We start from the raw sequence: 13,995 nt of genomic DNA on the forward strand, positions 1-13,995 counted from the left end.
GGAAGGGTGCGGATCGCGGTCTATGGCGCGGGGGCGGTCGGCGGGTTCTTCGGGGCCCGCCTGGCCGCAGCGGGGCAGGATGTCGCCGTCATCGCGCGCGGGCCCCAGCTGGAGGCGATCCGCGCCGACGGGCTGCGGGTGACTGGCGCGCTCGACTTGGTCGGGCGGCCGGGGATCGCGACTGACGACCCGGCCCAGGTGGGACCGGTCGACCTGATCCTGCTGGGTATCAAGCTGTACGACCTGCAGCAGGTGACGACGACACTGGCACCGCTGATTGGGCCGGACACCGCCGTCATGACCCTGCAGAACGGGATCGACGCGCCGGTCCTGGTGGCTCAGGCGCTGGGCCCGGAGCGGGTGCTGGCGGGTGTTGCCTATGTCAACACGGTGCTGGGCGGGCCGGGCCACATCGTGGCCCGGGCGCCGGTGCAGGCCATCGAATATGCCGAGTACCAGGACGGCGACAGTGACCGTGGCCGCGCCATTTCCGCGATCTGCGCGGCGTCCGGTTTCGACGGCCGCTTCGACACGCGCCACCTGGACGTCTTGTGGCGCAAGTTCTGCCTGCTGACCGCGTTCAGCGGGACGCTGGCCCTGACCCGGCGCGATGCCGGCTGGATCCAGCAGGATGGCGCGGCCTGGGCGACCATGGTTGCCGCCTTTGACGAGGCCCTGGCCACAGCCGCGGCGGTCGGGGCGCGCCTGCCCGCCGACTATCGCGACGGCACGCTGGCCCGCCTCAAGGCGATGCCGGGTGGCGCCAAGTCCTCCATGCTGGAGGACCTGGAGGCGGGCCGGAGGCTTGAGGTCGACCTGCTGAACGGTGCGCTGGTGCGCGAAGCCGACAAGCATGGTGTGCCCGTGCCGGTCCAGCGGGCAATCCTGGCGGCCCTGCGCCCCTTCGCCGGCGGAGCCTGACGCCCCCCGGCTGCGCATTCCCGCGACTGGTTCCGACGCGCGCATACAGAGTATAAGGGGTCTGGACTGTTCTGGTCCGGATTCCTGATGCGGCTGCTGCCCGTTCTGATTGTCCTGGCTGCAGGTGCGGGGGCCGGCGCTGCGTTCTATTTCACGACGCCAGGCAAGCCGAGGCCCGACCTGTGTGGCGCCAGCCGGGATTTCCTGGCCGATCCGCTGGCCGTTGCGGCATCCGGCGATGCCGAGGGGCAGGTCCAGGCGGCATGGCGTCACCTGAACACGATCGGTCCGGTGCCGCATGACCCGGCAAGGGCACGGGCGTTGTTCCAGGCGGCCGCGGATGCGGGCCATGACGAAGGGGACTTCGGTCTGGGCTGGATCCACAGCCGCGGCCTGGGTGTGCCGCGCGACGTGGCCCTGGCCAACAGCCATTTCCGGGCTGCGGCGGACCGGGGCAATGCCTGTGCTGCCTATTCCCTGGCGCGCAATCTGGAACGGGGAAGGGGCGGGCCAACCGACCGCACGTCCGCCATCCACTACTACCAGATCGCGCGACCCACCAACCTGAAGGCCTGGCTACCGCTTGCGCGCCTGATGCTGGATTCGCTGCACCCGGAGACGTTCCAGCCGCGCCAGGGCATCCTGCTGCTGATCGAGACGGCGGAGCAGGGCGAGCCGGCTGCCCAATTCTTTCTGGCGCAGTCCCGGCTCAACGGCCATGCAACGCAATGGAATCCGCGTTCCGGCCTGTAGCTGTTGGAAAAGGCCGCTGCCCAGGGTGACGCTGCCGCCATGGGCAGGCTGGGCGCTCTGCTGGGGGATGGCGCCTATGGCCCGGCTGACCTGCCGCGCGCGCGGGATCTTCTGGAACGGGCCGCGGCCGCCAGTGAGCAGCAGCTGTACCGCCTGCGCGACTTCCTGGTCGAGCACCCGGACATGCAGCGCAGTCCGCAGCAACTGGCGGACCTGGCACGGCTGATGATCCTGAACAGCAGCGGCGATGGTCCGGACGACCGGTATGATCCGGTGGCGGAAGGGTTCTGAGAATGCGGCGCACGACGCTGCTGCTGGTGGCGCTGCTGGCGGCGGCGCTCGCCTTCCTGGCGGTGCTGGTGGCCGGCAACGGCCCCGACTGGGCCAAGCGGCGTCTTATCCGGGCCTTTGTCGGCGTTCCGGTTCGGGTGGTGGGCGAGGCCCCGATGCTGCAGCCGGGCAAGGCACCCTGGGCCCAGGGCCTGGCCGTCCAGGTCGCCACATCCAGCGCGACCTATGGCGCGACGATCGGCGACTGGATCCAGGTCCAGTTCAACCCGACCGCCCAGGATTTCGTCCTGCTGGTCTCGACCTCCGGCATCCGGACCTGGCAGTTTCACGAGGCCCCGCCGGAATTGAAAGCCGTGGTGATCGAGGCCGCCGATCCGGTAACGCGGGTGGCCGACCTGCCCGCCCATGTGCCCCTCTACCACGTGCCGGTCGAGCGCAAGCTGTGGGCGCGGGACGTGGGCGAGATCCGCCGCTTTGCGCAGGATCGCCTGGGCGCAGCCCCCAGTGCCTATGCCCGGGGCAGTCATGTCGAGTCGCTGACCGTGCCGGGTGTGCCCGCAGCGGACTTGACCGGGGCGCCGCGACAGGATCGCAGCGAAGACGGGCAATACCGTTCCAACTTCTTCCTGCTGCAGGCGGCGGCGTCGGGGTATCTGGACGAGCGCAAGGCCGCGATCCGGGCCAAGGTCGCCGGCCGTCCGGTCCTCGATCCCCTGGCCTTGCCGCCGCCGCCCTATGAGATCGACCTGGTCGCCGTCGACGGCTCGATCCGGGATCCACACTTCGCCACCCGGGCCCAACTGGCGTCCCAGGCCGCAGGAACTCAGTTCGACGACCTGCAGGCAAGGGTGGCCGAGAACGAGCGCCTGGCCCGGCGGCCGATCCCCGTGACGCCAGGGCCGGGGCGCAGGCTGCTGGTCCTGCTGACCTGGCGCGATGCCCATTGGGTCCTGGAGCCCACACCGGATACGGAACTGGTCGGGGTCTGGCTGCTCTATGGCCTGGCGGCGGAGATCGACAGTCTTCCGCCTCAGGTACCGGTGCGCCCGACCGGGTTCCAGCGCGACGACGATATCGCGACCTGGTTCAAGGTGCGTGACGCGGCGGTGCGGGGCGAGGGGCCGCTGACGCTGGCGGCGTTGGCCGATTGGCTGTGCCAGGCCAATCCACGCGGGCGCGTGCTGCTGCGCCAGTTCGGCCTGGTGGAGCGCGTCGATCTGCGGGGAACGGACGGGGCCGAGGTGCGTTCGTGTCCCTGACCCATCCGGCGCAGCCGCCGCGGGCGGCCTGATTGCCGCGCCTGCGCCGGTGCCGCCCATTCCCAGCACGGAGACACGACATGGCGAACCCGGCCCTGAAAGTTTCGGCGGATGCCGCCCCCGCGGCGCGCGCGCCAATCGACATCGGAATCGACGAGCAGGCGCGGCGTCAGATCGGCGATGGCCTGAGCCGCCTTCTGGCCGACAGCTTCGTTCTGTATCTCAAGACCCACAACTATCACTGGAACGTGACGGGCCCGCAGTTCAATGCGCTGCATGCGATGTTCATGGAGCAGTACACCGAGCTGTGGAACGCCCTGGACGAGATTGCCGAGCGCATCCGCGCGCTGGGCTTCTTCGCTCCCGGTTCGAACGCCAAGTTCGCCCAGCTGACGACGCTGCGCGACGATGACGGTGTGCCGTCCGCCGAGCAGATGGTTCAGAACCTGGTCGAAGGGCACGAGGCCGTGGTCCGCACCGCGCGCGAGGCGATGAAGGCCGCCGAAGCCGCCGAGGATGCGCCGACCGCCGACCTGCTGACCATTCGCATGAAGGCGTCCGAGAAGTTCGCCTGGATGCTGCGCAGCATGATCGCCCCGCGCGCCTGAGGAGGGACGCAGGTCCGCGTGACGGCGGTCGCGTATCCGTTTGACGTCGTCGCGCGTATAGAAGGGCGGAGCCGTGTCATGCGGATCCGCCCTTTGTCTTTGAGCTGTTCGGGAGCAGGCGATGCTGATCAAGGTACCCAGGGGCTGGGAACTGCCGGAAAGCGCGGCGACGCCCGAACGCCTCTACCTGAACCGGCGTGCGTTGCTGGGCGGGATGGCTGCGGGCTCGCTCCTGGCGCTGGGCGCGTGCGATCAGGCCCCGCCGGAGCCGCGATCGACGGACCTGGCGGGCGCCGCGTCCGGCAGCAGCGACGCGGCCGTCGTCGATCCCTCGCTGAAGTACTATCCGGCGGCGAAGAATCCGGCCTACGCCGATGCCGGGCGCCCGGTAACGGCCGAGACGCTGACCTCGACCTATAACAATTTCTATGAGTTCGGCACGCACAAGCAGGTCTGGAGCGAAGCGCAGGCCCTGAAGATCCGGCCCTGGCAGGTCAAGATCGACGGCATGGTGGAGGAGGAGCAGCTCCTCGACATCGACGCGCTGTTTGCGAAAATGCCGTTCGAGGAGCGCATCTATCGCCATCGCTGCGTCGAGGCCTGGTCGATGGTCGTGCCTTGGACTGGCTTTCCCCTGGCCAAGCTGGTCGAACTGGCCAAGCCGCTGTCAGGCGCCAAGTACCTGCGCATGGAGACGTTCATGAACCCGCGCATGGCGCGGGGGCAGCAGCAGTCCTGGTACCCCTGGCCCTATGTCGAGGGACTGACCATGGCCGAGGCGACCCACGAACTGGCGTTTCTGGTGACCGGCGTCTATGGCAAGCCGGCCGCCCCGCAGTTCGGCGCCCCGATCCGCCTGCATGTTCCGTGGAAGTATGGCTTCAAGTCGGTCAAGTCGATCGTGCGCTTCACCTTCACCGAAAGCCGGCCGCGCAGCTTCTGGGAAGAACTGGGCCCGTCCGAATACGGCTTCTGGGCCAATGTGAACCCGGAGGTGCCGCATCCGCGCTGGAGCCAGGCCAGCGAGGAACAGTTGGGCGGCGAGCGCATCCCGACCGTGATCTACAATGGCTATGGCGAACAGGTGGCTGACCTGTACAAGGGCCTGGAGGGCGAAGCGCTGTACATGTAGGAGCGGCGATGGCGGCACGACGACCTAAGACCGGACCCCGCCGCTATCTGGTCGAGACGCATCTGGTCGGCCTGCACGATGTAGACCTGGACGCCTATCCGTTCAGCATTCCGGCGGTGCGTGCCCTGGATGGCCTGCGCTTCGAACAGCCCGTGACGATGCTCGTGGGCGAGAACGGCAGCGGCAAGTCCACGATTATCGAGGCGCTGGCCGTCGCCGCCGGCTTCAATCCGGAAGGCGGTTCTCAGAGCTTCAGCTTCGACACCACGCACAGCCATTCAGGCCTGCACCGGCACCTGCGCCTGTCGCGCAATCCCTGGCGGCGGCAGGACGGCTATTTCCTGCGGGCGGAGAGCTTCTACAACCTGGCGACCCAGATCGACGACCTGGGCATGCGCCGCGCCTATGGCGGCCTGTCCCTGCACGAGCAGAGCCATGGCGAAGCGTTCCTGGCCCTGATGCTGAACCGCTTTCATGGCCATGGGCTCTACATCCTGGACGAGCCGGAGGCGGCGCTGTCGCCGATGGCGCAGCTGCGCATGATGGCCCGCATGCACCAGTTGGCGGAGGACGGCTCGCAGTTCATCGTGGCGACCCATTCGCCGATCCTGCTGGGCTATCCCCACGCGCAACTCCTGCAGCTGTCGGAGCAGGGCATTGTCCCCGTTGCCTGGCGCGAGACGCAGCACTATCAGCTCAATCGCCGCTTCCTGGAGCGGCCGGACGCGCTGCTCGACATCTTCCTTGCTCCCGACCCCGAAGACTGAGGCCCCCTTGCCGCCCGACCTGACGCGACGCTTCGACCTGGTGATCTTCGACTGCGATGGGGTCCTGGTCGACAGCGAGCCGATTGCCAATGCCCAGCTGGCCGCCGCCCTGGCGCCGCTGGGGCTCACCATGACGGTGGCGGAGGTCATGCGCGACTTTGTCGGCCTGTCGATGGCATCCGTGATCATGGGGGTGGAGCAACGGATCGGCCGGCCGGTGCCGCCTGACTGGTTGCCGACGCTGCAGGCGCGCACCTACCAGGCGTTCCGCGACGGCCTGAAGCCGGTCGCCGGCGTCGCGGAGGCGATCCGCTCGATCCAGGCGGCGGGTCTCGCCACCTGCGTCGCCTCTTCCGGGTCGCCCGACAAGATGGACCTGACGCTGGCGCTGACCGGCCTGCGGCCTTTGTTCGCCGAGCGGATCTTCAGTGCGACGCAGGTCGCGCGGGGCAAACCGCATCCCGACCTGTTCCTGCACGCGGCGGCGCGGATGGACGTGGCGCCGGACCGGGCCTGTGTCGTGGAGGACAGCCTGCCCGGGGTGCAGGGGGCGGTGGCTGCCGGGATGGCCGCATTCGGCTATGTGCCCGATGGGGGCCATTTCGGGCCGGAGCGGCTGTCCCGGGCCGGCGCCAGGACGTTCCCCGCCATGGCCTGCCTGCCGGGGTTGCTGGGCATCGCGCCCTGACTTTGGGGCGCCCGGTTCCACATTGCCTTTTGCGACAATGCGTTGCTACAGTCCGCGCTCCAACGAAGAGGGGGAGGAGCCATGTTCACGCATGTGATGGTCGGATCGACCGACCTGGAGCGCTCGAAGGCGTTCTACAACAAGGTCCTGGGGACGCTTGGCTATGGTGCGCCGTTCGATGACGGCAACCGGTTCTTCTACATGCTTTCCAACGGCGCGTTCGGCGTCACGCTGCCGATCGACGGCCAGCCGGCGACCTTTGCCAATGGCGGGACCATCGGCTTCGCCGCGACCTCGCCCGAGCAGGCCGATGCCTGGCACGCGGCCGGCATTGCCGCAGGCGGCACCTCGATCGAGGATCCCCCGGGCTGGCGCGAAGGCGGCATGGGCAAGATGTACCTGGCCTATCTGCGCGATCCCGACGGCAACAAGCTGTGCGTGATGCATCGCGGCGCCTGAGCCGGTGCCGCATGCCCTGAACTGACAAAAAAATGGCCGGGCCCGAAGGCCCGGCCAAGTCAACAGGGAGGCTTCACGTCGAAAGATCGTGAAGTGGCCTGATGGAGTTGGGGGGCAAGTCCATCAGGCGCCGGCGGTGGTCCCAGAGGGGGGAGAGGACCACCCGCCGCTGCAGCGTGGTCGGGGGGACCGGCGCTGCGATGAGATGTATTTAGGAGTGCACCCGCCGCCCTACCATCGCCATGCTTGCACCCTTGCCATGCGGGCGTTGCATGCGCGAACGGGGCATTTGCGCTGCGTCAATGTGTTCACAGGGGCCTTGATTCCACGCGGTCAAGGACCAGCGCCGCTGGACGCCCGCTACGCGTGGTGGCACACCTGGACCGGGGCCGCGCCAGACGGCCCGACAACAGAACGAGCCGTTGGGAGAACGCGTCATGGGCCAGGCCGATTCCGCCGGGGACTCCGTCTTTTCGGGGCTGAAGGTCGTCGATTGCGGGACGTTCATCGCAGGTCCTGCATCGACCACGGTGCTGGCCGATTTCGGCGCGGACGTGATCAAGCTGGAGGCGACCGGGATCGGGGATCCCTACCGCAACATCCATCGCCTGCCGCTGATGCCGCAGCATGACGAGAACTATTGCTGGTACCTGGACAACCGGACCAAGCGTGGCCTGAGCCTGGACCTGAAGGCACCGGATTCCCGTGCGGTGGTGGAGCGTCTGGTGCAATGGGCCGACGTCTGGGTGACCAACTATCCCCCCGCCGTGCGCCAGCGCCTGAAGGTCGACTGGGAGCACCTCTCGCCGCTCAACGAGCGCCTGATCTTCGGTGCCCTGTCCGGCTATGGCGAGACGGGGGAGGAGGCGAGCAAGCCTGGCTATGACGCGACCGCCTACTGGGCGCGGACCGGCCTGATGGACGGGGTGCGCTGGGCCAACGGCGCGCCCGCCCTGTCGCTGGCCGGCATGGGCGACCATCCGACGGCCATCGCCATGTATGGCGCTGTCGTCACCGCCTTGTTCCATCGCGAGCGGACGGGGAAGGGGATGAAGGTGACATCGTCCCTGCTGGCCAACGGCCTGTGGTCGAATTCGTGCATGCTGCAGGCGCAGATGATGGGGGCCAGCTTCTACCCGCGCGTGCCGCGGGAAGAGACCTCGAACGCCATGGTCTCGATCTATGAATGTGCGGACGGCCGCTGGTTCGTGCTGGCCGGAGTGGTCGAGGCGCGCGACTTTGCCCGCCTGGCGGATGCCATCGGGCGGCCGGAACTGAAGAGCGATGCACGCTTTGCAACGCCCGAGGCGCGGCGCGAGAATGCACCGGCGCTGCTGAAGATCTTCGAGGGCGTCTTCCGCACCCGCCCCTGGGCCGAGTGGCGCAGCGTGCTGGATGCCAATGGCATCACCTTTGGCGTGATCGCTCAGTTTGCCGATATTGCCAGCGATCCCCAAGTGGTCGGCAACGGGATGCTGCGGCCGCTGGCCGACGCACCAGAGATCAAGGTGGTGGACAGCCCGATCGGCATCGAGGGCGTGTCCAAGGTGCCGCCGCGCCGTCCGCCCGGCCAGGGCGAGCACAACGAGGAGATCCTGGCTGCCCTCGGGTTCAGCGACAGCGAGCGCAGCCGGCTGAAGGCGTCGGGCGCGCTGGGCTGAGCCATCCGGCGTCTTGCCGGGGCGAGGCTCGCCCTGTCATGCTCGCCCCGTCTGAAGCGGCGGCGGGGATCGGCATGGAGAGGACTGCGGCTGGGGCCGGGCACAACCGGGCGTTCGACGCCGCCCAGGTCCATGCCGACGACAAGGCGCATGTGATCCACCCCTGGGCGCATTTCGAGTCGTTCCACCGCGACGGGTCCATGGTCATGGCGCGCGGTGAAGGCGCCCATGTCTGGGACGGCAACGGCAAGCGCTATATCGACGGCATCGGCGGCCTGTGGTGCATGAACCTGGGCTATGGCAATGCCGAGATGGCGGACGCGATCGCGGCCCAGGCACGCGAACTGGCCTACTTCACCCCCTTTGTCGACGTCACCACGGCGCCGGCCGCGACGCTGGCGCGGATGCTGGCCGACCGCGCGCCGGCGGGCCTGTCGCGCGTCCAGTTTTCGAATTCCGGGTCTGATGCCAACGAAAGCGCCGCGCGCCTGGCGCACTACTACCATCGGCGGCGGGGCGAGCCGGAGCGGCGGCGCTTCCTGTCCCGGGTCGACGCCTATCACGGGTCGACCTTCCTCGCGATGTCGCTGACAGGCAAGCCCGCCGACAAGTCGCCCGACTTTGCCTATGCGACCGAGTACGTGCACCACCTGTCCAGCCCCTATGTCTATCGCCGGCCGGAGGGCATGACCGAGGCCGAGTTCTGCGACCACCTGGTCAACGAGATGGCGGAGACGATCGAACGGCTGGGGCCGAAGACGATTGCCGCCTTCTTCGCCGAGCCGATCCTGGGTTCGGGCGGCGTTCTGGAGCCGCCGGCCGGGTACCACCGGCGCACACTGGACCTGTGCCGGCAGCACGGCATCCTCTACATCTCGGACGAGGTGGTGACCGCGTTCGGCAGGCTGGGCCATTGGTTCGCCAGCGAGGAGGTGTTCGGGATCGTTCCCGACATGATCGTCTCGGCCAAGGGCATCTCCTCGGGCTATGTGCCCCTGGCTGCGACCATCGTTTCCGACGCCGTCTATGACGGCATGGTCGGGGCCAACCCGGATGCCTGGCTGACCAACGGCTTCACCTATTCGGGGCACCCTGTCGCCTGCGTCGCCGGCATCAAGACGATCGAGATCATGGAGCGCCTCGACATCCTGGGCCATGTCCAGCGCGTCGGTCCCTATTTCGAGGAGCGCCTGCGCTCGCTCGCGGACGAACCGATCGTGGGGGACGTGCGTGGGCGCAAATTCATGCTGTGCACCGAATACGTGGCGGACAAGGAGCGGCGCACGCCCTTTACGCCGGGCATCAATATCGGCCGGCGGATCGCCGACGCGGCCGAGGCGCAGGGCGTGATCGTCCGCCCGCTGGAGCACCTGAACATCCTGTCGCCGCCGCTGATCCTGACCCGAGACGAGATCGACGAACTGGTCGAAGGCCTGCGCGGCGCCGTCCGCGCAACCGCCGACGCGCTGGTCCGCGAGGGCGTCAGGCTGGGCTGAGCGGGAGGTCCTCTTCCCTTGTGGGGGAGGGAAGCCTCAGTCGACCGGCAGAAGCTCCGCCAGGCTGCGGATGATCCGGTCGGGGCGGATCGGGCTGCCCGGCGGCAGGCCCTGGCCAAAGACATCGTGCCAGATGGCGAAGATGCCCAGGCGCTGGGGTGCGGCGACCTCCCATTCGAGGTGGTCCCCCACCATCCACGTCTCGGCCGCCTCGACCCCCAGGGCCTGCATCGCGTGGAGATAGGCCTGCTCCTCCGGCTTGCCGAAGCCGTGCTCCCCCTCGATCTGGATGTGGTCGAAATGCGGGGCCAGGTCGAAACGCACGATCTTGGCGCGCTGCGAGGTCGATTCGCCGTTGGTGACCAGGGCCAGCCGCACGCCCCGTTCGCGAAAGGCGACGATCACGTCGCGGGCATTGGGCAGGATGTCCAGCCGTGTGTCGCGTTCCGCCGTGAAGCGGTCGGCCAGGGCGCGGCCCAGGGCGGCGTCCGGCACTGGGCGGCCCTGCGCCGCGAGGTCCGCCAGGACGTCGGCCACGATCCTGCGCCGCGATTCCTGGATGTCGAAGCGCCAGGCCTTGTGCCGGGCCGCGTCGGACCAGAAGACGCGGGCATAGGCACTGATCGCGTCGGCCAGCTCGACCGGCGACAGCGGCGCCAGGCGATCGGCGAACTCGTCCGCCACGGCCAGCCAGGCGGCCTCGGGCGGGCCGGAGGACAGCAGCGTGTCGTCCATGTCGAACAGGATGGCGCGGGGCAGCGTGGTCATCGCAGGGCTCCGCTCAGGCCGGCACCGGACCGGCGGTTTCCGGCACCTGGATCACCGCCAGCATCAGGCCAAGCTGCAGGATCGCCTGGGAGAAGGCTTCGAAATTGACCGGCTTCTTGATGTAGCAGTTGCAGCCCAGGTCATAGCAGCGCGTGATCTCGTCGCTGTCCTCGACCGTGGTCAGGACGATGACGGGGGTGCGCTTCAGGACCGGGTGGCTCTTGACCCGGGCCAGGATCTCGACCCCGTTGAGGTCGGGCAGGTTGAGGTCGAGCAGCACCAGGGCCGGCCCGCGCAGCATGCCGAACAGGAAGTCCAGCGCCGGCTGGCCATGGGTGAAGTGGGTCAACTCGTTGTTGATGCCAGCGCGGCGGATGTTCTTCTCGATGATCCGGGCATGGCCCTCGTCATCTTCGATCATCACGATCGTTACGGGCGCGGACTGGGACATTCTGGGGGGCCTCGATCAACGGACTGCCCGCGCCACTTCGCCGCCGCGGCTGCAGCGGCGGCGCCGACGGCCGCAGATAATCAGAGTTCCTAGAACAGTTCCAGCCCGGCGGGCAGGTGGGCCGGTACCTCGCCCAGGATGACCTGCTGGATGGCACTGACCGACGCGACCAGGACCTGCGCCGTGCAGGGCTTGGTCAGGCAGCCCAGCGCGAAGCCGCGATGGTTGCGCGCCTGCGCCGGATAGCCGGTGACGAACAGCGCCGGCACCTGCCGGGCGCGCAGGTCGTGGGCCAAGGCCGTACCGGCGCGGTCGCCCTCCAGATTGATGTCGACCAGGGCCAGGTCGGGCCTGCGGAACGCCGCCTCGACCATTGCGTCGAGCGCATTGGCGGCAGGGCCGATCACGTCGTGACCGGCATCCTCCAGAGCCGCGGCCATGGCGGCGGCGGTGACGGCCTCATCCTCGACGACCAGGACCTTCATGATACCCGTCAGCAGTAGCGGAGATGGTACCGACCCCATCCTAGTGCGCGCTCCGGCAAAGGGAAACTGCGTAGGCCGAAGTTTGGCAGGCGAAATTCTGGTGAACGGTGTTATCGCCTTGAACGGCGTTCAACTGGTGTGGGGTTCCGGGATAGGATGCGCTGTCCATGCGGGAATGAGAGGGGATTTGCCATGGCTGAGGGAACGCTGGCACACGGCCGGACAGACCAGATCGATGCCGTGCGCGTTGTGGTGCAGGGCTATTTCGAATCGCTCTATCACAGCGATACCGCCAAGGCGGAGGCCGCCTTTCACAAGGACGCCGCGATTGTCGGCTACCTGGACGGCAAGTTCGCCTGGATGACGATGCCGATCTTCCTGGACTTCCTGCGCAAGACGCCGGCCCCGGCCCAGCATGGTGAAGCCTATGACATGGAGATCGTCTCCATCCAGGTGACGGACGTGACGGCGGTGGTGGTGACGCGCGACCTCTACCTGGGCCGCATCTTCACCGACACGCTGAGCCTGCTGCGCCAGCCCGATGGCGCGTGGCTGATCATCAACAAGCTGTTCCGGCACTGAGGCCTGCGCTGTCGGAGGATGGGCCGCCGGCGCTGGCGGCCCATCCCTCGCGGCTTGGGCTTGTGTCGTCATCCTGCATGGAAGCGGCGCAGGAGCACTAGTCGGCGTAGGTGAGGCGCAGCTCGCGTTTCAGCAGCTTGCCGGCCGTGTTGCGCGGCAGGGTGTCGGCGAAGAAGATCCGCTTGGGCAGCTTGAACGGGGCCAGGGTCGCCCGGGCATGGTCGACCAGGGCGGTCTCATCGACCGTCTGGCCCGGCTTCAGCACGACGACGGCGGTGACCGCCTCCACCCATTTGGGGTCGCTGAGGCCGATCACCGCCACTTCCGACACGGCGGGATGGGTGAACAGCGCCTCCTCCACCTCGCGCGAGGCGACGAGCACGCCACCCGTCTTGATGACGTCCTTGATGCGGTCGACGATGTAGAGGTAGCCCGCCTCGTCCATCACGCCCACATCGCCGGAATGGAACCAGCCGCCGGCGAAGGATTCGGCCGTCTCCTTCTCCTTGTCCCAATAGCCGAGCAGGAGCTGGGGCGAGCGGTGGATGATCTCCCCCTGCACGCCGGGGGGGACGTCGTTCATGTACTCGTCCACCACGCGGGTTTCGACATTGAGGACGGGGCGGCCGGCCGATGCGGGGCGCTCGTCATGCTCCTCCGGCCGCAGCACGGTCGCCAGGGGCGAGATCTCGGACTGGCCATAGCAGTTGTAGGCCCCGGCCCCGGGCAGGCGCTGGCGCAGTTCCTGGAGCACCGGCACCGGCATGATCGAGGCGCCGTAGTAGAGGTTCTTGAGCGTCGTCAGGTTGCGCCGGTCGAAATCGGGATGGCGCAGCAGGCTGATCCACACGGTGGGCGGCGCAAAGAACGAGGTGATCTCCTCCTCCTCGATCAGGCGCAGGACCGTCGCCGGCTCCGGCGCCTGGAGCAGGATCGTGCCGGCGCCCACCAGCAGCTGGGGCATGGTGAAGACGTGCATCTGGGCCGAGTGGTACAGCGGCAGCGCGGCCAGGGCCTTGTCATGGATCGAGAAGTCGAGCTCGTGGATGCAGCTCATGTATTCCGCGATCAGGGCGCGGTGGGTCAGCATCGCCCCCTTGGGTGCTGCCGTCGTGCCGGAGGTGTAGAGGATCTGGGCGAGGTCGTTCTCCGTGACGGCCGGCTCCTCGAAATCCTCTCCCCCGGTGCCCTGCGCCACGGCCAGGATGTCGATGTCACCGCCTGCGCCCTCGAAGTGACCGTAGAAGGCCGGCACGCCTTCCGCCTTCACCTGGGACAGGTTGGCATCAAGGCTGGCATCGGTGAGGACAAGGCGCGAGCCCGACTGCGCCACGATATAGGCCAGTTCCGGCGCGGTCAGCGCGTAGTTGGCGGGCACATGGACCATGCCCGCGCGCGTGATGCCGGCCCAGGCGATGAGGTAGGCGTCCGAATTCTTGCCATAGGCGGCCACACGGTCGCCCGGCTTCAGCCCCAGGGCGCGCAGCGCCGTCGCCACGCGGCTGGCCGCCTGGTCCAGGGTCACATAGGTCCATTGCCGGCCTTCATAGCGCAGGGCGGGCCGGTCACGATGGCGCCGTGCCGCGCGCCGCAGCGCGTCGCCGATCGTGTCGCGCCGTGCTTCCGCTCCCAAAGCCGTCATGCCCTGTTCCCCCTGTTTCGCGTGTTCGATAT

16 protein-coding genes are annotated in these 13,995 nt (G+C 68.2%); 12 read left to right on the plus strand and 4 right to left on the minus strand.

Going from position 1 to position 13,995, the window contains the following annotated elements; translation table 11 throughout:
* The first annotated feature begins 6 nt into the window (after positions 1-6).
* From ACI6GS_RS13030 to ACI6GS_RS13080, 11 genes are all read left to right on the plus strand, one after another.
* Positions 7-921 (plus strand): ketopantoate reductase family protein, encoded by a 915-nt coding sequence (locus ACI6GS_RS13030; protein WP_439813880.1) that lies wholly within the window; start codon positions 7-9, stop codon positions 919-921.
* Between the two features lie 87 nt (positions 922-1,008).
* Positions 1,009-1,674, plus strand: a complete 666-nt coding sequence (locus ACI6GS_RS13035) for a tetratricopeptide repeat protein (RefSeq protein ID WP_439813881.1) — start codon at positions 1,009-1,011, stop codon at positions 1,672-1,674.
* Between the two features lie 39 nt (positions 1,675-1,713).
* Positions 1,714-1,965 carry a hypothetical protein gene (locus ACI6GS_RS13040; protein WP_439813882.1) on the plus strand — a complete coding sequence of 84 codons (252 nt, stop codon included), beginning with the start codon at positions 1,714-1,716 and terminating at the stop codon, positions 1,963-1,965.
* A gap of 2 nt (positions 1,966-1,967) precedes the next feature.
* Entirely contained in the window at positions 1,968-3,224 is a 1,257-nt protein-coding gene (locus ACI6GS_RS13045; RefSeq protein ID WP_439813883.1) for a hypothetical protein, read from the plus strand.
* 80 nt (positions 3,225-3,304) lie between these two features.
* Positions 3,305-3,832 carry a Dps family protein gene (locus ACI6GS_RS13050; protein ID WP_439813884.1) on the plus strand — a complete coding sequence of 176 codons (528 nt, stop codon included), beginning with the start codon at positions 3,305-3,307 and terminating at the stop codon, positions 3,830-3,832.
* A gap of 121 nt (positions 3,833-3,953) precedes the next feature.
* Positions 3,954-4,964, plus strand: coding sequence for a protein-methionine-sulfoxide reductase catalytic subunit MsrP (gene msrP / locus ACI6GS_RS13055; protein ID WP_439813885.1), 1,011 nt, complete (start codon positions 3,954-3,956; stop codon positions 4,962-4,964).
* An 8-nt stretch (positions 4,965-4,972) separates the two neighbouring features.
* On the plus strand, positions 4,973-5,731 hold the full coding sequence (locus ACI6GS_RS13060) for an AAA family ATPase (protein WP_439813886.1): 759 nt from the start codon (positions 4,973-4,975) through the stop codon (positions 5,729-5,731).
* 7 nt (positions 5,732-5,738) lie between these two features.
* Positions 5,739-6,419, plus strand: a complete 681-nt coding sequence (locus ACI6GS_RS13065; RefSeq protein ID WP_439813887.1) for an HAD family hydrolase — start codon at positions 5,739-5,741, stop codon at positions 6,417-6,419.
* Positions 6,420-6,500: 81 nt separating this feature from the next.
* Positions 6,501-6,878 carry a VOC family protein gene (locus tag ACI6GS_RS13070; RefSeq protein WP_439813888.1) on the plus strand — a complete coding sequence of 126 codons (378 nt, stop codon included), beginning with the start codon at positions 6,501-6,503 and terminating at the stop codon, positions 6,876-6,878.
* A 437-nt stretch (positions 6,879-7,315) separates the two neighbouring features.
* Complete coding sequence (locus ACI6GS_RS13075; protein ID WP_439813889.1) at positions 7,316-8,539, plus strand: CaiB/BaiF CoA transferase family protein; 1,224 nt, start codon at positions 7,316-7,318, stop codon at positions 8,537-8,539.
* 74 nt (positions 8,540-8,613) lie between these two features.
* A complete protein-coding gene (locus ACI6GS_RS13080) occupies positions 8,614-10,035 on the plus strand; it encodes an aminotransferase (protein WP_439813890.1) in 1,422 nt (473 codons plus the stop codon).
* Positions 10,036-10,071: 36 nt separating this feature from the next.
* On the opposite strand, the gene ACI6GS_RS13085 is transcribed toward ACI6GS_RS13080, so the two are convergent.
* The 3 genes from ACI6GS_RS13085 to ACI6GS_RS13095 form a co-directional block, all read right to left on the minus strand.
* Positions 10,072-10,803 carry an HAD family hydrolase gene (locus tag ACI6GS_RS13085; protein ID WP_439813891.1) on the minus strand — a complete coding sequence of 244 codons (732 nt, stop codon included), beginning with the start codon at positions 10,801-10,803 and terminating at the stop codon, positions 10,072-10,074.
* Positions 10,804-10,816: 13 nt separating this feature from the next.
* Positions 10,817-11,254, minus strand: coding sequence for a response regulator (locus tag ACI6GS_RS13090; RefSeq protein WP_439813892.1), 438 nt, complete (start codon positions 11,252-11,254; stop codon positions 10,817-10,819).
* 89 nt (positions 11,255-11,343) lie between these two features.
* Positions 11,344-11,739, minus strand: a complete 396-nt coding sequence (locus ACI6GS_RS13095) for a response regulator (RefSeq protein WP_439813893.1) — start codon at positions 11,737-11,739, stop codon at positions 11,344-11,346.
* 192 nt (positions 11,740-11,931) lie between these two features.
* Between ACI6GS_RS13095 and ACI6GS_RS13100 the strand changes: the two genes are divergently transcribed.
* Positions 11,932-12,321 (plus strand): nuclear transport factor 2 family protein, encoded by a 390-nt coding sequence (locus ACI6GS_RS13100; protein WP_439813894.1) that lies wholly within the window; start codon positions 11,932-11,934, stop codon positions 12,319-12,321.
* Between the two features lie 97 nt (positions 12,322-12,418).
* Here ACI6GS_RS13100 and ACI6GS_RS13105 read toward each other — a convergent pair whose 3' ends face one another.
* Entirely contained in the window at positions 12,419-13,963 is a 1,545-nt protein-coding gene (locus tag ACI6GS_RS13105; protein WP_439813895.1) for a fatty acyl-CoA synthetase, read from the minus strand.
* Positions 13,964-13,995 lie beyond the last annotated feature (32 nt).

It is taken from the genome of Zavarzinia sp. CC-PAN008 (assembly GCF_051903925.1).
GTDB lineage: Bacteria > Pseudomonadota > Alphaproteobacteria > Zavarziniales > Zavarziniaceae.